Source organism: Lysinibacillus sp. YS11 (assembly GCF_002896375.1).
In the GTDB taxonomy this organism is placed as follows: Bacteria; Bacillota; Bacilli; order Bacillales_A; family Planococcaceae; genus Lysinibacillus; species Lysinibacillus capsici.
Window position 1 is genome coordinate 625,620 of sequence record NZ_CP026007.1, and the last position, 25,473, is coordinate 651,092.

At 38.1% G+C, this 25,473-nt stretch carries 23 protein-coding genes; 15 read left to right on the forward strand and 8 right to left on the reverse strand.

Annotation, left to right across the window (positions count from 1 at the left end):
• Positions 1 to 432: 432 nt before the first annotated feature.
• The 11 genes from murA (at position 433) to LBYS11_RS02960 (ending at position 8,723) form a co-directional block, all read left to right on the forward strand.
• Positions 433 to 1,743, forward strand: coding sequence for a UDP-N-acetylglucosamine 1-carboxyvinyltransferase (gene murA / locus LBYS11_RS02910; RefSeq protein WP_048395622.1), 1,311 nt, complete (start codon positions 433 to 435; stop codon positions 1,741 to 1,743).
• Between the two features lie 81 nt (positions 1,744 to 1,824).
• Positions 1,825 to 2,763, forward strand: a complete 939-nt coding sequence (spoIID, locus tag LBYS11_RS02915) for a stage II sporulation protein D (RefSeq protein ID WP_048395630.1) — start codon at positions 1,825 to 1,827, stop codon at positions 2,761 to 2,763.
• Positions 2,764 to 2,800: 37 nt separating this feature from the next.
• Positions 2,801 to 3,478: a M23 family metallopeptidase gene (locus tag LBYS11_RS02920; RefSeq protein WP_048395635.1), complete on the forward strand. Its 678-nt coding sequence runs from the start codon at positions 2,801 to 2,803 to the stop codon at positions 3,476 to 3,478.
• Between the two features lie 156 nt (positions 3,479 to 3,634).
• Positions 3,635 to 3,895 (forward strand): sporulation transcriptional regulator SpoIIID, encoded by a 261-nt coding sequence (locus tag LBYS11_RS02925; protein WP_004269485.1) that lies wholly within the window; start codon positions 3,635 to 3,637, stop codon positions 3,893 to 3,895.
• Between the two features lie 209 nt (positions 3,896 to 4,104).
• A complete protein-coding gene (locus LBYS11_RS02930; protein WP_004269486.1) occupies positions 4,105 to 5,100 on the forward strand; it encodes a rod shape-determining protein in 996 nt (331 codons plus the stop codon).
• A gap of 21 nt (positions 5,101 to 5,121) precedes the next feature.
• On the forward strand, positions 5,122 to 5,955 hold the full coding sequence (locus LBYS11_RS02935; RefSeq protein ID WP_066036934.1) for a flagellar hook-basal body protein: 834 nt from the start codon (positions 5,122 to 5,124) through the stop codon (positions 5,953 to 5,955).
• Between the two features lie 24 nt (positions 5,956 to 5,979).
• The gene (locus LBYS11_RS02940; protein WP_048395638.1) at positions 5,980 to 6,819 is read left to right on the forward strand and encodes a flagellar hook-basal body protein; all 840 of its coding nucleotides are present in this window, start codon (positions 5,980 to 5,982) and stop codon (positions 6,817 to 6,819) included.
• A 47-nt stretch (positions 6,820 to 6,866) separates the two neighbouring features.
• Positions 6,867 to 7,157, forward strand: a complete 291-nt coding sequence (locus LBYS11_RS02945) for a DNA-directed RNA polymerase subunit beta (protein WP_004269489.1) — start codon at positions 6,867 to 6,869, stop codon at positions 7,155 to 7,157.
• A 56-nt stretch (positions 7,158 to 7,213) separates the two neighbouring features.
• Positions 7,214 to 7,657, forward strand: coding sequence for a 3-hydroxyacyl-ACP dehydratase FabZ (gene fabZ, locus LBYS11_RS02950; RefSeq protein WP_016991806.1), 444 nt, complete (start codon positions 7,214 to 7,216; stop codon positions 7,655 to 7,657).
• 147 nt (positions 7,658 to 7,804) lie between these two features.
• Positions 7,805 to 8,188, forward strand: coding sequence for a hypothetical protein (locus LBYS11_RS02955; protein ID WP_048395640.1), 384 nt, complete (start codon positions 7,805 to 7,807; stop codon positions 8,186 to 8,188).
• A 109-nt stretch (positions 8,189 to 8,297) separates the two neighbouring features.
• A complete protein-coding gene (locus LBYS11_RS02960) occupies positions 8,298 to 8,723 on the forward strand; it encodes a hypothetical protein (RefSeq protein ID WP_048395642.1) in 426 nt (141 codons plus the stop codon).
• Between the two features lie 385 nt (positions 8,724 to 9,108).
• On the opposite strand, the gene LBYS11_RS02965 is transcribed toward LBYS11_RS02960, so the two are convergent.
• Entirely contained in the window at positions 9,109 to 9,534 is a 426-nt protein-coding gene (locus LBYS11_RS02965) for a YwpF family protein (RefSeq protein WP_048395644.1), read from the reverse strand.
• A gap of 297 nt (positions 9,535 to 9,831) precedes the next feature.
• Between LBYS11_RS02965 and LBYS11_RS02970 the strand changes: the two genes are divergently transcribed.
• Positions 9,832 to 10,230 carry a single-stranded DNA-binding protein gene (locus tag LBYS11_RS02970; RefSeq protein ID WP_103117429.1) on the forward strand — a complete coding sequence of 133 codons (399 nt, stop codon included), beginning with the start codon at positions 9,832 to 9,834 and terminating at the stop codon, positions 10,228 to 10,230.
• Between the two features lie 245 nt (positions 10,231 to 10,475).
• Here the strand turns inward: LBYS11_RS02970 and LBYS11_RS02975 are convergent, their stop codons facing one another.
• Both LBYS11_RS02975 and LBYS11_RS02980 read right to left on the reverse strand, forming a co-directional pair.
• Positions 10,476 to 13,238, reverse strand: coding sequence for a DEAD/DEAH box helicase (locus tag LBYS11_RS02975; RefSeq protein WP_103117430.1), 2,763 nt, complete (start codon positions 13,236 to 13,238; stop codon positions 10,476 to 10,478).
• Positions 13,235 to 14,809 (reverse strand): SWIM zinc finger family protein, encoded by a 1,575-nt coding sequence (locus tag LBYS11_RS02980; protein WP_103117431.1) that lies wholly within the window; start codon positions 14,807 to 14,809, stop codon positions 13,235 to 13,237. Before LBYS11_RS02980 ends, LBYS11_RS02975 begins: the two co-directional genes overlap by 4 nt.
• Positions 14,810 to 15,013: 204 nt before the next feature.
• On the opposite strand from LBYS11_RS02980, the gene LBYS11_RS02985 reads away from it, so the two are divergent.
• Both LBYS11_RS02985 and LBYS11_RS02990 read left to right on the forward strand, forming a co-directional pair.
• Positions 15,014 to 15,490 (forward strand): IDEAL domain-containing protein, encoded by a 477-nt coding sequence (locus LBYS11_RS02985; RefSeq protein WP_004269498.1) that lies wholly within the window; start codon positions 15,014 to 15,016, stop codon positions 15,488 to 15,490.
• A gap of 172 nt (positions 15,491 to 15,662) precedes the next feature.
• Complete coding sequence (locus tag LBYS11_RS02990) at positions 15,663 to 16,493, forward strand: flagellin N-terminal helical domain-containing protein (protein ID WP_103117432.1); 831 nt, start codon at positions 15,663 to 15,665, stop codon at positions 16,491 to 16,493.
• Positions 16,494 to 16,533: 40 nt separating this feature from the next.
• Here the strand turns inward: LBYS11_RS02990 and csaB are convergent, their stop codons facing one another.
• The 5 genes from csaB to LBYS11_RS03015 all read right to left on the reverse strand — a co-directional run bounded on the left by csaB (position 16,534) and on the right by LBYS11_RS03015 (position 24,033).
• Entirely contained in the window at positions 16,534 to 17,613 is a 1,080-nt protein-coding gene (gene csaB, locus LBYS11_RS02995) for a polysaccharide pyruvyl transferase CsaB (RefSeq protein ID WP_103117433.1), read from the reverse strand.
• A complete protein-coding gene (locus LBYS11_RS03000) occupies positions 17,613 to 19,526 on the reverse strand; it encodes a DUF5693 family protein (protein ID WP_103117434.1) in 1,914 nt (637 codons plus the stop codon). Before LBYS11_RS03000 ends, csaB begins: the two co-directional genes overlap by 1 nt.
• A 20-nt stretch (positions 19,527 to 19,546) precedes the next feature.
• A complete protein-coding gene (locus LBYS11_RS03005; protein ID WP_054548722.1) occupies positions 19,547 to 21,103 on the reverse strand; it encodes a putative polysaccharide biosynthesis protein in 1,557 nt (518 codons plus the stop codon).
• A complete protein-coding gene (locus tag LBYS11_RS03010) occupies positions 21,100 to 21,840 on the reverse strand; it encodes a WecB/TagA/CpsF family glycosyltransferase (RefSeq protein WP_233732380.1) in 741 nt (246 codons plus the stop codon). Before LBYS11_RS03010 ends, LBYS11_RS03005 begins: the two co-directional genes overlap by 4 nt.
• Before the next feature lie 342 nt (positions 21,841 to 22,182).
• On the reverse strand, positions 22,183 to 24,033 hold the full coding sequence (locus LBYS11_RS03015; protein ID WP_103117435.1) for an S-layer homology domain-containing protein: 1,851 nt from the start codon (positions 24,031 to 24,033) through the stop codon (positions 22,183 to 22,185).
• Between the two features lie 632 nt (positions 24,034 to 24,665).
• Between LBYS11_RS03015 and LBYS11_RS03020 the strand changes: the two genes are divergently transcribed.
• Complete coding sequence (locus LBYS11_RS03020; RefSeq protein ID WP_103117436.1) at positions 24,666 to 25,454, forward strand: S-layer homology domain-containing protein; 789 nt, start codon at positions 24,666 to 24,668, stop codon at positions 25,452 to 25,454.
• Positions 25,455 to 25,473 lie beyond the last annotated feature (19 nt).

The following is a 25,473-nucleotide window of genomic DNA, read 5'->3' on the forward strand; positions in this document are numbered from 1 at the left end:
GGTCTACATACTTCAAAGGACTTTATAATACCATTTGTGTGGCCCTTTGAACTATGTAAAAAGACGCTAATACATTAAATTCTTATGAATTTTACGCTATTAGCTACCAAGATACCCATTGATAAATGTACGATAATAGGGCCTGCCACTTCATTTTTTATAGAAAAAAGTGAAAAGTTGTTTTTTATTCATATATCTTTGGGTATGTATTAGAAGCGAACGGGTTATTGGTCATTCACAAAAAAAATTTAGCAGCGTACAATAAATAAATAGCAAAAAATCTAATAATGGCTTAAAATAGTGATTTGGACGCTTGAACGAGCGTTAGAAAAGTTGTACTATAGAGTTGTTTGTTTACTGATTATGACATTATACTTCTTTATTAAAATAAAAATTTGGTAGGTTAATAGATTGAATTCGGAGGGACATAGGGTGGATAAAATAATAGTGACTGGCGGCCAAAAACTACAGGGGAAAGTACGTGTAGAGGGCGCAAAAAATGCAGTGTTACCAATCCTTGCAGCAGCTTTACTTGCTTCAAAAGGAGAAAATGTAATTAAAGAAGTCCCTAATTTAGCAGACGTCTTTACAATAAATGAAGTACTTAAAAGTTTAAACGCAGCAGTTACATATATACCTGAAGATAATGCCGTATATATAGATGCAACAAAAGAACTTTCAAGTGAAGCTCAATTTGAATTTGTTAGTAAAATGCGTGCATCTATTTTAGTAATGGGATCTCTACTTGCTCGTAATGGCTATGCTCGTGTAGCACTTCCTGGAGGCTGTGCAATTGGATCACGTCCGATTGAATTACACTTAAAAGGCTTTGAAGCAATGGGTGCAAAAATTTCATTTGGCCATGGCTATGTTGAGGCGAAGACAGAGGGTCGCTTAAAAGGGGCTAATGTGTATTTGGATTTCCCAAGTGTTGGGGCAACTGAAAATATTATGACAGCTGCATCTTTAGCTGAAGGGACAACTGTAATTGAAAATGCAGCGAAAGAGCCTGAAATCGTGGATCTTGCAAACTTTATTAATAGTATGGGTGGCCGTGTAATCGGTGCGGGGACAAATACGATTCGTATAGAAGGAGTCGATACATTATATGGAGTAGAGCATCATATTATTCCTGACCGTATTGAAGCTGGTACATTTATGGTGGCAGCAGCTATTACGAGAGGAGATGTGGTGATTGAAAACGCAGTTCCTGAGCATATGACTGCTTTAATAGCTAAAATGCGTGAGATGGGCGTAGAAATTACTGAGTTGGATGAAGGAATCCGTGTACGAGTTCCTAAAACACTAAAAGCAGTTGATATCAAAACAATGCCACATCCTGGTTTCCCAACAGATATGCAATCACAAATGATGGCGTTAATGCTTACTGCTGAAGGTACGAGTATTATTACAGAAACGGTATTCGAAAACCGTTTTATGCATGTTGAGGAATTCCGTCGCATGAATGCTGGTGCTAAAATAGAGGGACGTTCTGTGTTTATCGAGGGGCCTGTGGATCTTCAGGGAGCTGAGGTAATGGCAACGGATTTACGAGCTGCGGCTGCATTAATTTTAGCGGGTCTTGTATCAGAAGGAATGACACGTGTCACAAAACTTCATCATTTAGATCGTGGTTATGTTGATTTCCATGGAAAATTAGCATCTCTTGGTGCTAATATTGAACGTATTACAGAAGAAGTAGTGACAATTGAAGATGTAACAGTTGAATTGCCTACAAACTAAATAGATTTTAAAACCCTTTGCTTTTTATGCAGAGGGTTTTTGTTTTCTCATAACTACAAGAAATCTAGCATATTATTCCTTATGAAAAAATGGATGATTAGTATAGGTGTCATTTGCTTGATTGGGGCATTATATATGCTTCCTATAGTAGGGTTTAGTGAAAGACAAGAGGCTATCATACCTCAAACTAGTGATAAGAATGCTTGTGAAATATTTATAGAAGTGGAGGGGCAAGAAGAAAAAATTCCTTTGGAAACGTATATTACAGGAGTAGTTGCTGCAGAAATGCCCGTTTCTTTTAAAAAAGAGGCACTGAAGGCACAAGCTATTGCAGCACGCACATATGCGTTGAAAACGACAAATTACGGAAAAATTGCGATCGCCCCAACTGTGGCAAAGCAAGTCTTCTATGATGAAGAACAAAGAAAGGCGAATTGGGCTAGCAATTTCCTGGGAAATGAAAAGAAAATTGTCGAAGCTATCAATGAAACACAAGGACAAGTTATTCTTTATAATAATGAATTGATTACAGCCATGTTTCATTCAACAAGCAATGGTAAAACAGAAAGTGCTTATGGATATGGTGGAAATGATATTCCATATTTGCAAAGTGTTGCAAGTATATCTGATCAAACATCTCCTAAGTTTGAGGCTGAGCAAGAATGGACTTTAGCTCAATGGAATAAGCTCTGGCCTATACAATGGCAACCTAGTGATTTTAATCGTATCCAGTTATTTTATAATGATTCTGGACGAGTAGAACGTTTACAGCTAGGGAATAACGTCTGGACAGGGAGAGAGGTAAGAACGCTCCTTGGTATACCATCAACTGATTTCACAATCATCTTTAATGCCAATAAAAGAAAAGTTCAAGTGAAAACTCAAGGTTATGGGCATGGAGTGGGCATGAGTCAATATGGAGCTGAGGCAATGGCAAATGAAGGGAAAACAGCTGCCGAAATTTTACACTATTATTATCAAGATATTGAAATAAAAAAAATAGATGCATGTTTAAAATAACTTCTAGTTGTTCACACTGCAACTAGAGGTGATGAAAATGAGAGAGGATAAAAATAACAAAGCTTCTCAAAACCAAGATCCAAATCAAAAGGAAAATGGCCAATTACAAAAGAAACCGTGGTTTTGGCCAGTAGTTTACACAGGTGGTGCACTTGTTCTAGCAGGATTGTTATTTGGTTACAATAGTCTCGTATCAAAAGTAGAAGAGGCTCCTTTACCAGATTTAGCTGAAGTAGATCCAGGTCCTGTAGTGGAAACTAATGCACGAACTGAAAACATGAAGTATCCATTCAAAGAAGAGAATTTTAGTAAAGTACAAGTCTTACAAGAATTTTACGAGTTAGAGGCAAATGAAGAGTCTCGTGAAAATGCACTAATGGTATTTAATCAAACATTTACTACATCTTCAGGAATCTCTATTGCTATGAATGGTGAAGAGTTTGAAGTACTAGCTGCTATGAGTGGTAAAGTACTAGAGGTAAAACTAGACGCATTTACAGGCAATAAGATCGTGATCGAGCATCCAAATGGTATGCAGACACATTATAGCTCTGTGAAGGATATCGCTGTTAAAGAAGGCGATGAGGTTACACAAGGTCAAGCATTAGGAAAAGCGACTGACAACGAGTGGAATCAAGCGGCTGGCGTCCACATGCATTTCGAAATTCTTGAAAACGGAAAATATATCAATCCGAAAAAATTACTAGCTTTTTAATGAGAAAAGCTAGTAACGCATAAAAAGTCAGCATTTTATCAAGAAAATGCAAAACGTGTTCTGAATAGCTTTGTCCTCACATAAGGTGAAGAAATGCGCAAATGTGCATCTGATTGCCAAAGCATTTTGTGAAATTGTGTGGAAAGGACGAAGAACGTGCATGAGCACATTCGGAAGCGCTGCATACGCCTCGGTGAATTACTGATTGAGACGCGTGAGACTGTGCGTGTCCTCGCGAAAATGACTGGTTATTCAAAAAGTACGGTGCACAAGGATTTAACAGAGCGATTACCAACAATTCATGAAGGATTAGCTGACCAAGTGAAAGAAATACTCGCCTACCATAAGGCCGTACGTCATATTCGCGGAGGAGAAGCAACGAAAAACAAGTGGAAAGAAAGAGCGAGTCAAGAATGATTCGTTCTTTTTTGTTGTGTTGGACAAGCATAAGTGATGATTTTCTAAGAATAGTAATTCTATATTATAGCCGTTCACTGCCTAAAAAGAAAACAGTCTTATTCACTAAATTTAGGTGAAATTACCAATAGAATATGATAAAATATTCTAGATAAAGAGATAAAATGAACGTTATGTAGTTGGAACTGGCGGGAAGGAGAAATTATAAAATGTTTTCGAAAGATATTGGCATTGACTTAGGGACTGCGAACGTATTAATCCACGTTAAGGGGAAAGGGATCGTCCTCAATGAACCATCTGTTGTGGCGATCGATAAAAAGACAAATAAAGTATTAGCGGTTGGGGAAGAAGCCCGCCAAATGGTAGGGAGAACGCCAGGTAATATCACAGCTATTCGTCCACTAAGAGACGGAGTCATTGCAGATTTTGATGTGACAGAGGCGATGTTAAGACATTTCATCAATAAATTAAACGTAAAAGGATTTTTGGCGAAGCCACGCATATTAATTTGTTGTCCAACGAATATTACAAGTGTTGAACAAAAGGCAATTCGTGAAGCTGCTGAAAAATCCGGTGGTAAAAAAGTATATTTAGAGGAAGAGCCAAAAGTTGCAGCAATAGGTGCTGGAATGGATATTTTCCAACCAAGTGGAAATATGGTAGTCGATATCGGGGGCGGAACGACAGATATCGCAGTTCTATCAATGGGTGATATCGTAACAAGTGAATCCATTAAAGTAGCAGGCGATGTGTTTGATAACGATATTTTGCAATATATTAAAAAAGAATATAAATTGCTGATTGGAGAACGTACTGCAGAGGCAATCAAAATGACAATTGGTACAGTTTTCAAAGGTAGTCGCAATGATACAATGGATATTCGTGGCCGTGATATGGTAACAGGTTTACCACGTACAATTACAATTGAGTCTGAAGAAATTGAACGTGCACTACATGAGTCAGTAGCCATGATTGTCCAGTCAGCTAAAAATGTCTTAGAAAAAACACCACCTGAACTATCAGCCGATATCATTGATCGTGGAGTGATTATAACTGGTGGTGGTGCATTGTTACATGGAATGGACCAGCTATTAATAGAAGAGTTGAAGGTACCTGTTTTCATTGCAGAGAGACCTATGGATTGTGTAGCCATTGGTACAGGTATCATGCTTGAAAATATTGATCGTGTGCCAGCATCCTTATAAAAATAAAATGAGGTGATTTCTTTGTTTAAAGGATTTTATACAGTTGCAACAGGTATGATCACGCAACAAAGAAGAACAGAATTACTTACCAATAATTTATCAAATGCGAATACGCCAGGATTTAAGGCAGATCAATCTACGATTCGCTCATTCCCAGATATGCTAATGTCTAGCATTGGAAAAACAAATGCTCCTGCTCACCAACAAGCCGGCGCTGAATATATGAGTCAAGTAGGAGCTTTAAATACAGGGACATATTTACAAGAAACATTGCCAAATTACATACAAGGCCAAATCTATAACACTGATTTTACAACAGATATGGCATTGATTAATGGAAACTTACCACAAAATGAAGATGGGGTTATGGGTTCAATTTTCTTCCGACTAGAACATCCTGCTGGTGGTGAGGCTTACACACGTAATGGTAATTTCACGTTAGATGGGCAAGGCTATTTAGTTAATGGTCAAGGATTATATGTACTAAATGATGCTGGGCAACGTATCCAGCTACCAAATGATGATTTCCGATTAGATGAAAGTGGCGCTATCTTTGTAAATAATCAACAAGTAGCTCGTGTTGGTGTATCATTTGCTGCAAACCCGAACATGCTACAAAAACAAGATAATGGCCTTATTCGTACAGAAAATGGTGAGAACTTGCCAACAGCTTATGGAGCGAATGGTGTTTCCTTTACACTACGTCAAAACTTTTTAGAAGGGTCAAACGTAGATTCTGGTCGCACAATGACAGATTTAATGACTGCCTACCGTGCATTTGAAGCAAATCAAAAAGTATTACAAGCTTATGATCGTAGCATGGAAAAGGCTGTAAATGAAATCGGAAAAATTTAATGGGCGAACAGGAGGCTTTTATCAATGCTACGTACAATGATTACAGCTACAAACACAATGGGGCAATTACAAAACAAACTGGATACCATTAGTAATAACATTGCTAACAGTAATACAACGGGCTATAAAACAAAGGAAGCATCCTTTAATGAATTACTTTATCAGCAATTTAATAATGATAAGCAGGATCGCGCAGAACGACAAACACCTGTTGGTATTCGCTATGGATCTGGCGCAATGATTGGGCAAATTAAATCCAATGAAAAGCAAGGTTCATTACAAACAACTAATCGTGATTTAGACTTAGCTTTCACAAAAGCGAAACAATATTTCAATATTTTGATGCCAGATGGTGAAAATGGAACTGAAACAGTGTATACTCGACAAGGTGACTTTTATTTATCTCCATTGAATAATGGAACAGTTATGCTTGTAACAGCAGAGGGTTATCCAGTAGCTAATGCTGCAGGACAAGCTATTACATTACCAGACACGGTTCAAAAGTTTGCTGTTCGAGATGGTGGCGTATTAGAAGCATCTTATCCAAATGGGGATATTATTCGTACGGATTTAGCTGTAACAGAATTCCAAAAGCCGCAATTAATGGAGCATGTTGCCGGTTCTTATATGGGATTACCTAATAATTTAGCTGAACTTGGCTATACGCAGGCAGAAGTTTTGACAGAGCTTGTGGGAGCCAACCGTCAGCAAATTGGCATGCAAAGTGGTACACTAGAAATGTCCAATGTTAACCTCTCGAAAGAAATGACAGAACTCATTCAAACACAACGTTCTTATCAATTCAACGCAAGAGCGGTGACATTAGCAGATCAAATGCTAGGACTAATTAATGGCATTCGATAGGAAGTTATCCAAAAACGCATAGTAAGGAATGAAGAGGAGTACAATCTATGACAAACGATTCACGTCGACGTTCTGTGCCGACACAAGAAACCGATACGCAACCGCAACCAGAAAAGAAAGAACGCCGCTCGACTGGAGAGCAACGCGAGGTTCGATGGGTGCAAATCCGACTGATTCCGATTTGGTTACGCATTGTAATTGTTCTCATTTTAGTCGTTGTTGCCGCAGCATTAGGCGCAATGTTTGGCTTTAGCGTTATTGGAGAAGGCAATGCTATGGATATTTTTAAACGAGAAACATGGCAGCATATATTTGATATTATGAATGGTAAAGAATAACATTATTCTTTACCTTACTTTGTGTATACATACTTAATTTTTGAGGGGGAAATGACATGTTAACTGCAGAACAAATTCAAGCAATTTTACCACACCGCTATCCTTTTTTATTCGTCGATCGCATCATTGAATTAGAAGAAGGGAAACGTGCAGTAGGATTAAAAAACGTTTCAATTAACGAAGATTTTTTTAATGGGCACTTCCCAGGTTATCCAGTTATGCCAGGTGTGTTAATTGTGGAAGCTTTAGCTCAAGTAGGTGGAGTGGCTTTATTAAATGCTGAAGAATTTAAGGGTCGTTTAGCGTTTTTAACGGGTGTTGATAATTGTCGTTTCAAGCGTCAAGTCGTACCTGGCGACCAACTTAAATTGGAAGTAGAATTTGTAAAACTTCGTGGCGCAATGGGTAAAGGTCATGGTGTAGCAACTGTAGATGGAGAACTTGTATGTGAAGCCGATATTCTATTTGCAATTGGGCCTGAACAGCCTAAACAAGCTTAATTTGCATTTGTAGACCAAAAGATATAAAATAGATAAAGTCAAGTCAAAAATTGATTAGTAGGTTCTTAAATTGCGATGGTAAATAAGCGATTGTGAATTGAAATAGATGTAATTTTTAGGTTTTACAAACGTAGGAGGATTATTAAGATGTATAAGGAATTGTCTTCAGGTATTAAAATTAGCATTACTCGTTCGATTTCAACATCTTTTGAAACATACTTAGCAAGTATTGGTTGGGATGAAGAGCGCTTTTCCATGGAAGACTTCATTGCAAACTGGCAGACTTATTTTCAGGAGAATGCCGCGTGGATCGAAAAAATCCCTGCTGATACATTGATGAGCGCACAGTTTCATGAAGAAATGGCACAAAAAATCGATGAGGTTATTGCCAAAATTTTAAATGAAGAACCAACAGCACAGCAAGTCGAAACAATCGAGGCATTGCAAAAAGAGCTAGGCACAAACTATAGCTACGACTGTAAAGCAGAGGCAGCATATATTGAACAGTTATTAAAAGAAAAACAAAAATAGTTTGTACAAAAATCGGATAGTTCCCTCCTTTCTCGGGCAATCTATGTAGGATCACAAATACAGTAGATGTATTTGATGACATAGTACCCAAGAAAGGAGGTTTTTTACTATGTGGAAAATGTCATTTTTAACCATCATTCTTGCAACTGCATTCCTTGGAGGTTGTAACTGGGGAAATAATGCAGTAGAAGATCACCCTGTTCGAGAAGTCGAGAATGACGTACGTCGAGGAGTCGACGATGTCGAGGACGCATTAGATCCGAATAATCGTGACGATGCATACGATCGCAATAATGTAAATGGGAATGGTGTAGATCGAGGTACTGTTAACGATAATACAACATTACCAGAAGCAACAACACCTGGTTCAAATGCCGATATCAACAGCACAAACGGCTATGACAACACACCAAATGCAAACGGTGTAAATGGTGTTGAACGTAATGACAACATGAACGGTAACAATAATAATGATGTTGTCGACGATAAAGTAAACAACACTGAAAAATACCGTGATGGTATGAATAACCGATAACATAAAAAGAGTGTTTCCTCTGCGGAAAACACTCTTTTTTCAATTTAGAGGAAAGCAAAGCGAATACCGGTGGAAGCAGAGTAAGTACCCGCGAAAACAGAGTGAATACCTGCAAGCTAAGCAAAACTCCCATCAAAAAAATTCTTCATATGCTCCAGTATATTTTCTGTAAACACGATTCTTATAGGTACCGGTATATGGAAACTGAAACTTCCGGAGCAATCGAGTAGCTACATCGTTGGAATTAATTTAAAAAAACGCTATAACTGTTTTAAAGGCTTCTTCCTTATAGCAACCACCAAATGAAACCCTCCTTTTTCAAATTGTATTGTACAAAAAAATTACTGCTTGTCCAATAAAAAAAACGATGCAAAAATTCGCATCGTCAGTCATTTTTTAATTTTGGTCGCTTTTTCATATCTTGTGTAAAGCGATCCAGTAAATCCTCTAAAGAAACACCCTCAGCAAGTAGCTCAGAAAGTAATTGTTCTGCATATTTTGATCGTTTAATTTTAAGCGTACCTTTTAATAGGACTGAAACATGATTACCGATTTCTTCAACAGTATGTACGATCACCTGAAAAGGAGCGGGTTCATTATCTGGAAATGAAATAACTGCACGTACATTGAAGACTGTAGCATTTGCTAAGAGCTCATCAAAGGTTGAGCGATATTGTTTTTCCATAAACAATTCAAGTACCCAAGATTGATGGCTATTTTCCTGATTAATAATGATGCCATCGATTAAAGGGAATGGTTGCACGCCATCTTTTGTGACAAGGTCAAAGGAAAGCATTTTAAAGGTTTTCAATATGTATATTCCTCCTAAGTCTGTCATTCTTTTAGTATAACACATGAGGCAGCAGTTGTTTGTGATGCGCACCTGTGACGGTTTTTCAAAAACTGCGAAATTGCAGATTTCATGAAATAGCATTTGCCATTACAGCCTAAAGCATTCAGCTAGAAAATTAAAAAAAAATAGAAAAATAAAAATGCCAATTTACCTAATTTATGCACAAAAACTGAAGGAAATTAACAATATCGATTTTTGCGAATGCCGGAATCATTTTGTAAGATGAGAGCAATCAAAAGCAAAGGAGGTGAATGAATGAATCAAGTCGGATTGGTTGGAAGGTTTACAAAAGACCCGGTGTTACGTTACTTATCTGGAAATCGTATGCAGACCCATTTCTCACTAGCCATTAATCGTAATTTTAAAAACAATCAAGGGGAAGTAGATACAGATTTTGTTTTCTGTACAGCTTGGGGAAGGCTTGCAGAGAATATCGTTAAATATTGTGGTAAAGGTTCATTAATCGGTGCCACTGGCCGTATTCAAACAAGGTCATTTGTAAATGAGGAAAGCACAAAGATTTTTATGACAGAGATAGTGGTTGAGGATGTTAGATTTTATCAACTTAAACAAAGAGATAGTGACGAAGCAGTTACTGTACCGCCACAGCCACCGAATGAACAGGAACACTTAAAGGATTTTGTTTTACCTTAGCAAGTATAGCTTACATACGGGGCAAGAGTACTTTAATTGTCTGATCCGCCATTCTCCTTATATTGCTTGCACCGTAACAAACAGAAAGGAATGATGTGTAACACTATAATAAACATTGCTGAAGACCGCACAGCAATGGAATTTTCAACACAACTAAATACGAATAATGAAGTAAGTAGGGAAAAGAAGTAGCAAGTTCCACTAAAAGAGCGCCAAGAACTATTTGCTCTTGGCGCATCTCATTATTATCTATCTAATGTTATTAAATCGCGGAGTTCTTGATCTTCTAACTCGGTCAACCACTGGCTTGATTGAATAAGCTCTTCGGATAATGCAGATTTCTGCACCAGCATCTTATCAATTTTTTCCTCGATCGTGCCAATTGTCACAAATTTATGGACCTGCACAAATTGTGTCTGTCCGATGCGATATGCTCGATCTGTTGCTTGGTTTTCAACAGCAGGATTCCACCAGCGATCTGCATGTAAAACATGATTAGCTGCTGTTAAATTAAGTCCTGTTCCACCAGCTTTCAAAGAAAGGATAAATATAGGGAAATCTCCTGCCTGGAAAGCCTCTACTAAGCGGTCTCGCTGCTGCTTAGGCATGGCACCAGTTAAAAACGGTGCATCTACATTATATAATTCACTAAAGCAATGTTGTAGCAATTGTCCCATTCCAATATATTGTGTAAAGATGAGACATTGCTCTCCATTGTCCACAATCTCAGCTGCCATTTGTACAATGCGCTCTAGCTTAGTCGAACGTGCAAGCATTGTTTCGGCATCCTCGAAAGGTTCCTTTAAATATAAGGCAGGATGATTACATAGTTGCTTTAATTTACTGAGCATCTTTAAGACGCGTCCCTTTTTTTGAAAGCCTGTTAACTGCTCCAGCTGATCAAGCGTCTCTAAAATATAGCCCTCATAGAGTGAAGCTTGCTCTGTTGTTAATGGACAATATTCATTCGATTCTAGCTTATCTGGTAAGTTAAGCTGTAAATGTGGATCTCGCTTTGTACGACGCAATAAGAATGGCTGAATTTTAGCTCGAAGCTTCTGCTTATGCGACTCTGATTCGTCTCGTTCAATAGGCAAAATAAATTCTTCATTGAAGCGACCAAAGCTACCTAGATAGCCCTTATGAATGAAATCAAAAATAGCCCATAACTCAGATAAACGATTTTCTACAGGTGTCCCAGTAAGAGCTATGTGATGGTCACCTAGCAATTTACGAATGGCTTTTGATTGTAATGTTTGCATATTTTTTATGTTTTGTGCTTCATCAAGTACTACCGTTGCCCATTCGATATCCTGTAAAAATTCAGTATCCTGTGACACAGTACCATAGGTTGATAAAATGACATGTGGCCTTTCTGCTGTCACTAGCTTTTTAAACTCTTCATCCTTTGCTCGATTTGCTTGATAATGTGTATGCACAATCAGGGACGGGGCAAATCGAGCAAGTTCTTTTTGCCAGTTCCCAAGTACTGAAGTGGGACAAATAATGATGGATGGCTTTGTGTAAGTTGATGACTCATAAATATGGAGCAAATAGGTAATCAATTGAACCGTTTTTCCAAGTCCCATATCATCAGCTAGACATGCACCGAAACCTTGTTGGCGCATAAAGACTAACCATTCAAAGCCTTCTAATTGATAAGGGCGTAATTCGGTTTGTAGGGACAATGGAATCGAGACGGCAGGTAAGCCTTTCTTCTCCAAAAGTTGCTCCATGTATGCTTTTAATGATTGTTGTATTTCCAATGCAAAGATTGGATCATCTCTCAGTGCATCATCTGCATCTTCTTCCTCAAGAGGGGCAGACAGGTCTTCTGGTAACTCCCTAAATAATAATTCTCGAACAGTCCAACTTTCATCTTCTGCCTGTTGCATCAATTCACGCATTTCTTGCATCCAATTGGCATCTACTCGGAACCATTCAGTACCAATACGAATAAATTCACGTTTCTCATCCACAAGTTTTTTAAATTGCTCAGCTGAAATCGTTTGTCCGTTCATAGAAAACTGCCATTTAAACGTTAAAATATCATCTAAACCTGCTACCTTCCTTGTGGAAACATTACTAGTTGTAACACGTACTCGGATTTTGGATTGTTTTAAATCCTTTAGCCATGCTGGCAGTACAACATCAAAACCAAGTGCCTGCAATCTAGCAAGATCCTCCCGTAAAAAAGAGCGAACTTCTAAATCTTCCAGTGTCACACGAATAAAGATATCACTATTGATCGTATCGATGGATAGAAGTTCTACAATTTGCTGTTGTTGCTGTGTAATTTCAGTCGCAAACATTCGCCACTTTGTAGGTAGTGCCTCTTCAATAGGTAAGGATTGTTTACGAATAGCAGGTGTCCAGTAGTTTTTCGTTGTAGCAGTGCTTAGCACCGTTTCTAATAACCATACATCGGCATCTTCTTCTGGCTCACTTAACCGTAAAGAAACGGAAACAGCTCCAGCTTGACGAGCTTGATCCAATGGCCAGCCTCCACGTAGGAAAAAGGGTAATAACTTTGGTAAATCAGCTAGTATTAGCCCAACCTGTGAAAGCTTCTGCTGTACAGCTGTTTCCAATAATGCTGAATCTATATGATCAATAGGGAAAGTTAATGATGAAAAATCATCTGCAATCACAGCATGTGACCAAAGTGATGGCTCTTGCCAGTATGCTTGTAATGCGTAAACTTTTTTTAACCATTCTATACTTTCTTCATTTGCACCACTCCAATTGATGAAAGGGTGCTGGAAGCTTGTTGAAAAAATATCGAGTAACTCAGCTGTAGAAACTTCAATTGTAAAATCAGTTCGATTTGTTAATAATCCATAAACGTTTGCCTCATAAGTAAAGAATAGCGAAGAAATTAATGTATCAACATCGATTGTTGTACCATTTGCAGTAAAACCCTGCAACGTAAAATATCCTTCCCGAGCTACTTCAATACGGAGCTGTTGTGTTTTGGAAAAAGGGGAAGGAGCATTTATTGTCATCATACTAAGTTTCCTTTCTCAATTTCTTCTTGTAACGCACGTAGTCGTTTATATTCTGCACGAATGGTTTGCATATATGTTTCAAAATAAGCTGCTTTACCAGCTCGCTTTGCAGCGCTACGCATACTTTTCCAAATACGCACAGCCTGTTTATAATTTAAGCGTGATTTTTGCGTAATTTCAGCCATTGCATAGACATGATATAAAGGTAAAACAGTTGCAGGTTCAACCTGTAATACATCCTTTAATCCACACATTTCTAAGTAAGAGAGGGATGATGGGTTTAGTTGATGCAGAGCTGCCCATTCCCGATAGCGACCTTTTTTAATTAAAAAACTTGAGAACGGCTGTAGTCCATACACACCAAAGGCACTATACAGCGTTGCTTCCTCTTCCTCCGAAAGCTGAATCTCGTCAAATAAAAGTTGGAATTGCCTTACGTATTGGGCACGCTGAACGACTGGAACGACCTCCTGTAGAAACACTTCAGTCAAAGGTAAAATTGCTCGTAAAATGACTGCTAATGAATTGGACTCTCCAGCACGTTGTGCAAAAGTAGCTAGTTCAAACAAATCCTGCATTTGTGGTAAATCAACCTGTGCCAACTTTTCAAGCAGTAAATCCTCTTTCTGTAATAGCACATAAAATAATAATTTTAGTGATTGTAGAGAAATTTCTGCTGAAGAGTGAACAAGATTATTTATAAATGCCAATTCCTGTTCACGACGAGGCTTCTCATAAAAAAGTACTGCCCATAGTAGCATATATAGACGAAGGCGATTGGCAAAAAGCCCTTGTCTTTCTAATAAAAATTCTCTTACTAGCTCTTGGATGGCATCATAAAATGGATCTGTCGCAAATAGTCGTGATCGATTAGAAAGCTCTGTAAGAATGCTCTCAAAAGATTGCGTGCTTTGTTCGATAAAATATTTCATATAAGGTGAATCTAACGAATGTCCAGGTGTTTCATTTAAATGTCGCCATATCGAATTAAAAATGGCTAGCTCCATATAGAGCTTATAAAGAGGTTGCCATTCACGCTCAAAGGGCATATGTCGACGAAGACGCTCCAAAGCATCGGTTCTTACAGCGGAAAGCCCATAGCCTTCTAGTATGCGCCCAGGTGGTAATAATCGTTTCATCACCTCATCCACCATCATCGACCAGCTTTGTGGGCTGCGTTCATCTGCTAAAGATTTTAATTGAACAGATTTTTGTGCACGCCAAGCACTCGACCAATTTTGAACAGAATCAAAATATTGGTAGAGAGCGAGTAAAGCACCTATTTGATGTCGACACCATTTTGCTTGAGGACAGCTACAATGTAGCTCTTCATTTGAAAAATCAATTTCAACAGAAGCGGGTCTGACATCTTGAACACTTGCATATAATATAGAACTTGCTCCATTAAATCGTTCAAAAACAATGGACTTATTCCTTACTGAAAAGACAGCACGGCGCACTAGTTCCTCATCTTCGGTAGAGGAAGGATGTAACCCTTGTTCAGCTTCTTTTAATTTAGTCAGCACAAATGCTTGATGTTCCTTAGCTAATTGCGATATAGACAATGCCATAACCTCACTCCTTTCATCATGTATGGCTATAGTTAACATTGTTAATTGTAAAAAGGAAAAAAAGACTGTCCTTCCATTATACGATTAAAATGCAGTAATGATAAGCTGAATGATCAGAAAGAAAAAAATGAGGTAAAGATAGTTAACAAGGCTTTTGATTTGTGTTAAAATCTGAATAATCAGATAACTAGGGAGGGATGAAGGATGATGCAAGTTCAATACATGAAGCCGTTTTACACAAAAGTTACTGGAGATAAATTACGTCTCGTATTTGCTTATCAATATTTCTCTATTTTAAAAGAGAATGAGATTTTCCATTTCATTCCCATAGAAGGTAAAGAGATGATCATCAACATGAAGACACAGCAGATTGAAAATTTATCTGAGGTTTTTGTTTTCCAAAAAGGAAATCGCTTTATTCGGTTACCACTTTATCAACTATTGCTTATTACTAATGTTCATGAGCATCTAGCACCAATACTTGAAAGCGCTACACCAAAGCAACAAATTCCGATGGTTTCTACTGTGACGGTTGGTGAAATCGATCAGCTTATTGCAGAGTTAGAGGAGAAAAATTTGGATCATTTGATTGATCAGGCATTACTAGAGAATGATAAAGAACTCTTTTTCGAATTGCTACAGCAAAAGAGCCATCAACTTGGGGGTTTCAAAATTGAATAGATGGAATGTCCAGTAAGCACCTACTTATCATAAATGACAAGCAGGTGCTTTTATTATGTAGTTAATCAACTATAAAATGTTAAAAACACATAAAAAATTAGAAACGATTTCCAGTATTAAGGTCAATAGATGAGATGTTGGACCGATATAAAAACAAGAAGGTGGTGAAATCATGCTTGGTAAGTGGTCAGCGACAGGGATGGCAATTATGAATAATATGAATCGTCATTATGGGGCGATGAGTAAAGCTATGCTACGAATTTCTTCCGGATATCGAATTAATAGTGCAGCAGACGATCCAGCAGGACTGGCGATTTCTGAAAAAATGCGTGCCCAAATTCGTGGCTTGAATATGGCAGCTAAGAATATACAGGATGGTATTTCGCTTGTGCAGACAGCAGAGGGGGCACTGAATGAGACACATGCCATGATTCAGCGTATGCGTGAGTTAGCAGTGGAGGCAGCCAATGATACATTAACAGATGATGATCGTAAAAAATTAGATTTGGAATTTCAGGAATTAAAAAAGGAAATCCAGCGCACATCAACCGATACAGAATTTAATACAAAGACATTACTTAATGGGGATTATGAAACAAATGGCATCAAGATTCAAGCAGGCGCCAATGCAGGACAGAGTATAGAATTATTTATCAATGGGATGGGGTCCGAGGCACTTGGGTTGAAGGATACTTCTATTGCTACTCGTGAGGATGCGGAAAAAGCTATGTCTTCAATGGATGAAGCCTTAAAACATGTTTCCAATGAGCGCTCACGTCTTGGTGCCTATCAGAACCGCTTGGAACATGCCTATAATGCTAATGTGAACACGGCAGAGAATTTACAAGCAGCAGAGTCTCGTATTCGAGATGCAGATATCGCAAAAGAGATGATGAATATGGTGAAGGCGCAAATTTTAATGCAAGCAGGTCAATATGTTTTAGCCATGCATATGCAACAGGCCCAGTCTATTTTAAAATTATTAGAAGTAGGAAAAAAATGATGAATTTCAATTAACATTGAAATTCATCATTTTTTAATGTTTATTTTGACAAAGCATCAATTGCTAATTTAGCAGTTGCAGTTGCTTCATCTTGCAATGGGATGACGGCCTGGCGCATTTTTTCTTGAACTGTTGTATAGGATTCAAGAATTGCTACAGCTTGTTCAAACAATGTTACACCATTCCAATCATCAACCTCGACATGACCGATGACAGGCTGATCAACGATATCAGCAAACGCATCAATTTTCGGATCATACGAAATGGCAATAAACGGTGTCGCATAGATTGCCGAGAAAATTAAGGAGTGCAGTCGCATACCTATTAATAGTTGAGATTGACCAATCACTGTGATTTTTTCCTCAATAGATAAATCAGCAGGAGCAATCAAGCTCTTTTCCTTCATAAGTGCTGCTACTTCCTGTGAAGTAATAAAATCATGCTCACCATGCATAGGCAGGAAAACGATTTGCTCACCCTGACGTACTAATTCATCTAGGCTGTGTGCAATTTTTTCCTTGTAGGCAACAGCGGATGGCCAATCTCGAACGCTTACAGAGATATAGCTATCGGCTGACAAAGAGACATTTTCTAGCCACTCACAATGAAAGTCATTACCGTTAAGTCCCATAACAGGATCTGGTACGATCTTTGTTTCTTTTCGCACACCGATCTCTGTTAAAAGAGCTAGAGAGGCTCTATCTCTGACTGTTATTTGTTCGACCTTATTAAAAACTGTACGAACAATAAATTTACTAAGCGGGTGATTGATTGGACCCATACCTTGGGCGTAAACAAATACTGGCTTCTTCAACCATTTTGCGATTTGAATAACGCCCGCATAGTAAGGAATCGTTTTCATGCCTGTTTGATCCTGCATGAGACTACCGCCACCACTAATCAGTCCATCTGCTGTTTTAAGTAATTGACGAATTTCTTTCATTTTCCAACGGTTAATGGCTTTGACACCATATGTTTGCTCAGTAGCTGCTGGATTATTAGATAATACCGTGATCTCTATATCACTTTGCCACTTTTTTAAAGATTGGATAATGGACAGTAGAATGGCATCATCTCCGACATTATCAAATCCATAATAGCCAGATAAAACAACGTGCATTATGACCACCTCGCGATTGCCTTAGAAACCCAACGATAACCGATTTTGAAGATTAGGATAAACACAAGTCCTACTACAAGACCTAGAGATACACTGTATAGTGTACGTAATACAGAAACAGCTACTGGGATGTGTAGGTGAGTAAATGTATTCATGATGGATAAGAAACCAATAACACTTGGTACTAGGAGAATACTTCCCCATTTGCGATTAATACCCATTACATATAACGCTAAAATGAAGAATGGGAAACCAATTAAAAATTCCTTTGTTCTTGGTCGAACATACAATGTATTTTCTAGCCATTGTCTAAAGGCTAATTCCATATCACTTACAGAGCCAGAGTTACCTGTTCGGCTAATGTAAAATAATCCGACACCTGCCAACACAACGAGTAGTAACACATGCCAATATTTTAATTCTTTATTTAACAATGTTACCGTATTTGATAAAGAGTTCTTAATGTTTTGTTCAGCTAGTCGGTTTATCTCAATCACTGTAAATAGTAAAACACCCATAATTGGAATAAGATAAACAAGCTTAACCCCTTTAAATACAGCAAAGCCTGTCATAAAGGCATTACCATTCAATAAGCCAATGACAATAACAATGCCAATTACACTAATTGCTACTGCCTTTAAGTATTGGATCAATATGTTAGAAACCTTCGTAGAACCTTGCGCTGATTTGATGACTGCATAGGTTGGTGCAAGGACTGCAATAATGAGTGCAAATGCTTGTAAAAATAGAGTACTTTTCAGGATAAAGTACGCAATTGCTAGTACAGCCATAAAGCCAGCTGCCGCGATACGAAGAGGCATCCATTTTACTAATTCTGAAATGATAAAGGTAAATAAAATACCTGCTACTAATACGGTTGCTGTGACCCAAGCTGGCACTACTACTTTATCAAATAGCTTTGGTTCACCTGCTTTGAAATGATCTGGCATTGTGTCATGCACACCATTTAAATAATCAATCGTTTCTTCTACATTTTCTTTGGCATTACCTGTTGTTTTAATATGATAGAAAATAGAGCGAATATTACGCTCTTTGACAGCTCGTGTTGTACGGTCAATACTTGCATTTAGCTTTAATTTAGTCTCTCTATTGACATTGATGCTATGCAAACGAATCATATTGTAATCCGTCATTTGAGCGATTTTACTTTCGCCTTTAAGTGGGTTACTTTCAATTGTGTAAAAGTAATAGCCAGCATCATTTAATTTTTCAACTAATTGATTGCCGTCTTCTTGTCCAAAACCAATAGCTTCATCACCTTGACCAAGTAAGCGGCCTGCTGAAGCCTCTTTTAAATCGACTAATTGATTGACCAACTTTTCATTAGCTACTTCATTATCTGCATTTTCCACCTTAAAGATGTGAGCTAGTCCATGCTTACTAATCATGTCAATAGCAGGCTGATCATAGCCAATTGGAGTTTTTAAATCAAAATTGTGGTTAGAAGCAGGAAGGAAATAGAAAGCTTCTTCTCCTATTTGTACTTCCTCTGGTTCAACGCTCTCCATGATCAGTTTTTGGTAGCTTTCGTTTTCAGGCACTCGAATATAATAGCCGCTATTAGTGATATCAATAGCATCTTTATAAGGTGTAAACAATAATTGTGCTGCTAACTCACTTTCTTTATAAACAGTAATTAAGTTTTGCTTTTCCATTTCCTTTAATGTTAAGGGCTCTAGACTCACAGTATTCAGCCCAGCATCCTTTAAGGAGGAAAGAATTTCATCCATTGTTAGGTCGCTATTTTTTTCTGCGGTTTGTATTTCATCATAGGGAATAACAATCTCATAAGCATCATTCGATTGCTCCGCATTCCACCTCTTCATGATACCTGTAGAGGAAACGACGAGTAAAAGAACAATGATTCCCCAAAGCCATTTCTGTTTTGACATAAGTGTCCTACCTCTCTTATTTATGAAAATCTTTTTCCGATAACAGGGATTTTCTTTAAATCTTGTTTATGAATAGCTTTCATCAGCCATAGTAGAAGGAAGTAAAGAGCTCCACCAACTACGATTGCGACAGTTAGATAGCCCATTGCCGACATTCTTGACCAATGTGTAAAGTCAAGCCAAAGTGTTGGTAATCCAACTGCTGCTCCCATTACAATGGAAGACACAATCATTTTCACCGTATCTTTTCCAAGGACAGTAAAGCGAATCGTACGATAAATAAAGACAGAATTCACAATAAATAACACAAAATACACGAGCAAGGTTGCATAGGCAGCACCATCTAAACCAAATGCTTGAATAAGGAAGATGTTAGAAAACACCTTAAGGACAACACCGCTCAAAATAATGAGAGCTCCTGTTTTGGCAGCATTCATGCCCTGTAGAATACCTGTTCCTAGCAAAGTTAGTGATGTAAAGACAGAGCTTAGATTGATGATGGCTAACATTAAGCTTCCCTCAAAGTCTTTAAAAAGAGCTAGATTTAAAGGCAAGGTTAAGGCTAGTAGCCCAATCGCAGCTGGCCATGAAATAAGATGTGTCATACGATGAGTTTGCTCAATAATAGTGCGTGTTTCATCCAATTTACGCTCAGCTAGCTTCGTTGTAATCAAAGGCACAAGCGGCAAGATAATTGAAGAAGCAAAAACAGTCGTAATTTGAACTAATGTAAGTCCTCGACCATAAATACCATAAAGGTAGCTAATTTCACTTGCATCTGCACCAGCACTTCTTAAGCCATATGTAACCGTAAAGGAATCTACAAAGTTAAAGAGTGCCATTGTCACAGAACCGATCGCAATGGGAATAGAAATCTTTAAAATGGTTTTACTGTATTTAGAGAAATCCTTACCAGAATATTTCTCCTTACTCGTCACTTTTACCGAAGAACGGAAATATTTAAAGAGTAAATAGAAAAGTGAACCGAGGGCTCCTAATACAGAGCCTGCCATAATTCCACCAGCTACGATATCATTTGAATAATCCATTGCTACTAGGAAATACGCAACAATTAAAATTAATGCAACACGTACTAACTGCTCAATCACTTGAGAGATGGCAGTAGGTCGCATATCCCCAAAACCTTGGAAAAATCCACGATAGACAGCCATATAAGGAGCTACCAGTAATGTAAGGGCAACAATAATTAAGGCAATCTCTGTTGAAGGCCCACCAAGTGCATTCGCTATCTGCTCTGAAAAGCCGTAAATGATTGTAAAACTAATGACGCCAAAGGATAATGCAAGGATTCTTGCAGTCACATAAATTTTCTTAATTTTGGCAGTATCATGACTCGTCCTAGCTTCCGCAATCAGCTTAGAAATAGCGATAGGGATACCCGCAACGGATAAATAAAGTGCTACCATATAAACAGGATAGACAAGACTAAAAATACCAAGTACTTCATCACCAGCAATATTTTGAAGTGGTATACGGAAGATACTTCCGATTACTTTGGAAAGTAAGGTGGCAATCGTCAGGATGAGTGTGCTTTTAACAAATGTTGACTGACTCATTTTGTTTTGCCCTGACCTTTAAACTTTAATGCAAATACCTTTAAAGCAAAGCGAGGGAGTACAAGCATTCTTCCAAACCGACTTGGCTGGCGTAACAGTCGATAGAGCCATTCAAGATTTAACTTTTGCCAGAGTACTGGTGCACGTTTTACAGTACCAGCGATGACATCGAAGGAGCCACCTACACCGATAAATACACCCTTTGAAAATTTTTCAAGGTTTTCTGTTATCCATTTTTCCTGTCTTGGTACACCTAATGCCACAAATACAAGATCAGGCTGTAAAGTTGCAATTTCTTTTGCAAAATCATTATTATTCCAGTCGAAGTAGCCATCATGATAGCCAACGACATCAACGTTTGGGTAGTTCTTATGAATATTGGCAACCGTCTTTTCGATAGTTTCCTTTTGAGCACCTAGTAAATAGATTTTAAAATGCTTTTGCTGACCAACCTCTAACAGACGTACCATCGTATCATAGCCAGTTACGCGCTCTGGAAGTGAATCTCCAAGGATTTGTGCAGCCTTAACGACACCAATGCCATCTGCACAAATGTATGTTGCCTGCTTTAAGTAATTCATGACAGTTGGATTTTCATTTGCCTGCATGACAACTTCAGGATTGGCTGTCACAACGAAAGTTTTTTCTTGCTGTTCAATACGATTAACGAGTAAATCAACAAACCCTTGCTGACCAATATGTAAAAAGGGTACGCCCATAATCGTTACATGCCTCATATAGTGTTCAAACCTTTCTGTAATTCCATTTTCACTGCAATCTATCATACCACAAAAGCAATATTGACAGGAAATTTTCGATAATGGGTTTAACGATGATTACCTAAAGTATAGCTCTTATTAGTAACGATTTTTACATGGTATGGCAATTGTCCTATTAAGCTTTTTTAGGACACTATTTTGACGTAGAATTTACTAAATTTTAGGGGGATAGTATGAAAATTATATCCTAAAATTTCGAGTTTCTTCTATTATATAGCGCTTTCATCTCGGTGATAAAAAATGACTAACAAAAAGAGTGCGAATCATCATCGCACTCTTCTTTTGCGCATCCTATTAAAATCATTTTTTTACAATATAATCGCCATGTACCCAGCCTGTTTTTCCGTTGTAAAGCACCTGATACCAGGCACCATTTTTTATGAATTCACCTTTATCGTCTACAACACCGATAATAAAGCCATTCGGTTTAACAGTACCTAAAATAACACTTGTCGTAGATGGTTCACTTCGAACATTAAGTGTAATGTTCATATTAACAATTTGTAAGCCATTTTCAAGACTCACATAATCATCAATCACCCAGCCCTCTTGTCCATTGACACTTACTTTCAACCAACCACCATTTTCACCAAGAACTTTAAAGGAGGTATCCTTTGGCAAATTCGTAATAATCGAAGCATTATCTGCTGTATTCGGATACGTTCTCATATTGAGATTAATCGTCGTTTTACCTGTTGCTCCAGCTAACCCTAAATCCAATGCGTATTGCTTCGATGGACTCGGTAATGAAGGAGCGGAAGATTGACTTTGATAGGCAGGCACATCAAACACTAGGTTTGTTGTCGTATGAGCACCAATTAATTCATAAATATCATAGATCTTTTTCGCTTGAATGACAGCCCACATCACATGTGTTGCATACTGGTGGACTGTTGGATTATCAGGATTCCAACGCATTTTATAGAGCGTATCCTGCCCCCTGCTAATATACTGATCCTTTACAAATTGGGCACCGCCGATAATGGCATCCTGAACAGTAAACCAGCCATTTGTATAAGCGCGCTCCGCACCATACTTATTAGCATCGGCATCTATAGCGCCAATACCGTAAGCATTGTAGGTTGTCTTAATAGCAGTTAATTTATCGCGATTTTCTGGTGTTGCTACCATTGGCTTGCCATTTGTATCTAAGCCAACCTCGATCCCTTTAATTAGTGCAGAACCACCATTGGCTGTTTCGTGCAAGGCATGCGAGACTAAATAAATAGCATTGATCTTATTGTCTATACCAGCTTGAATAAAGGCATCCGCTGTACCTGCTAAGCTTCCTTTATTGGCAAGTACTTTATCATTTAGCTCTTTTGCACTCAGATTATTGACGACAGTAGATAATTTTAGGAATTGATAATAAGATGGGCTATCCTGCATAAAGCTTTTTGGGTGTACATAGTATGACACTAGTGCCTCGCTAGCCGTGAAAAGGCCAGCACCATCGACCTTTGGATTATTCATTGTTTGTTTACTTACTACAGAGGAGTAGTCATGTGAGTAATTCGTCGTCATATATTGCTTACCACCTGTCCCAGGCGCCTCTAAATGGATTAAACGATAGAGCACGGTAGCTGCCTCAGCACGAGTTGTTTGAGCAAGAGGTGCAAATTGATTATTTGGCTTCCCAACAAGTAGTCCTGTTGTGACGACAGCTTGTACATCTGCATAGGCCCATTTGGCAATGCGCGCATTATCACTAAAAGCAATAGGGGAGGAAGATGTATTGATGTTTTGATAAGTGAGAGCTCTTTTTAACATAGCCGCCATTTCCTGACGATTAATGTGATTATTCGGATGGAATTTGCCTTGCTCGTCACCTTTAATTAGCCCGTGATAGCTTGCTTGCTCGACTACTTCGTAATACCAGTCACCTTTTTTAACATCTGTAAAGGTTGCCTGACTAGAAGCTGCTGGTAAGTTCAGTGTTCTAACAAGAAAGGCTGCAAATTCAGCACGAGTGACAGCATCATTCGGACGATATTGGCCGAATTCATCACCCTTCATTAAATCGTTGGTAATAAGATAGTTCATTTCATGGTAGGCCCAGTGCTTCGAAATATCTTCTGCTGAAGCGGAAGTTGGCGCAAGATATAACATGCCTGCCAGCACGGCCCCGTAAAGAGGAAATTTACGTTTCATTTTTTAAGCTCCCTTCAATAGCTGATATGTTCTATCAAACTATCAAAAGTGTAGCATAAAAAGTGGCAATCTATTATTACAACATGGGGACAGATAGATTAAGCTTTTTATTTAATAAAGAAGAAACTCATAAAGTTGTTGGGGAAGAGGCAGAATTCGCTAAGAAACGCCTTCTATATTTCTGTTTCTTTACAATTATAACTAAAATATTACGGGAGTCTTTAATTTTTGACAATTTAGTAACCATTCCAGAAAATGCTTGGTTATTATTGAGAGTAAGGTATAATAGGTAACGGAACTATATGTTACCAATCCAAATGAGGATATAATTAGTTGTAATTTTAATGGTTTCTATTAAATACCATATTAGGTATGGTAAAAAAATCTTCTATAACTAAATTTATGTCCCAATGCTTGAATTTCGGAAAAGATAGTGTTATATTATTGTAGAAAGTGAATAAACTTACTAGAATGGTATTCTACTACGCTTTTTCTAGTAAATTTACTAACAAATTTGCTTTAGTTTTGTATTATTCAAGAAAGCTATAATACATACATTTAGGTAACTAGGCGGTACTATAGTTTTCGTTGGATTAATATCAATTTAAGGAATTTTAGGGAGGAATACATTAATGGCAAAGCAAAACAAAGGCCGTAAGTTCTTCGCGGCATCAGCAACAGCTGCATTAGTTGCATCGGCAATCGTACCTGTAGCATCTGCTGCACAAGTAAATGACTATAACAAAATCTCTGGATACGCTAAAGAAGCAGTTCAATCTTTAGTTGACGCTGGCGTAATCCAAGGTGATACTAACGGGAACTTCAACCCACTTAACACAGTAACTCGTGCACAAGCTGCAGAAATCTTCACGAAAGCTCTAGAATTAGAAGCTGACGGCGATGTAAACTTCTCAGACGTTAAAAAAGGTGCTTGGTACTACAACTCAATCGCAGCAGTAGTAGCAAACGGCATTTTTGAAGGTGTAAGTGCAAACGAATTTGCACCGAACAAATCTTTAACTCGTTCTGAAGCAGCTAAAGTTCTTGTAGATGCTTTCGGTTTAGAAGGTAGCGAAAGCCTAAGCCAATTCGCAGACGCTTCTCAAGTTAAACCATGGGCTAAAACTGCTCTAGAAACTGCTGTAGCAAACGGAATCTTCACTGGTTCTGAAGAAAACGGTAAATTAAACTTAAAACCAAACGCAGCTATCACTCGTCAAGATTTCGCAGTAGTATTCGCTCGTACTCTTGATTTAGTTGATACTGAAACTCCAGTTGATGCAGCTATCAAAGCAATCAACAACACAACTGTTGAAGTAACATTCGACGAAGAAGTTGAGAACGTTCAAGCTCTAGATTTCAAAATCGATGGCTTAGAAATTAAAAATGCTTCTGTAAAGCAATCTAACAAAAAGTTGTAGTTTTAACTACTGCAGCACA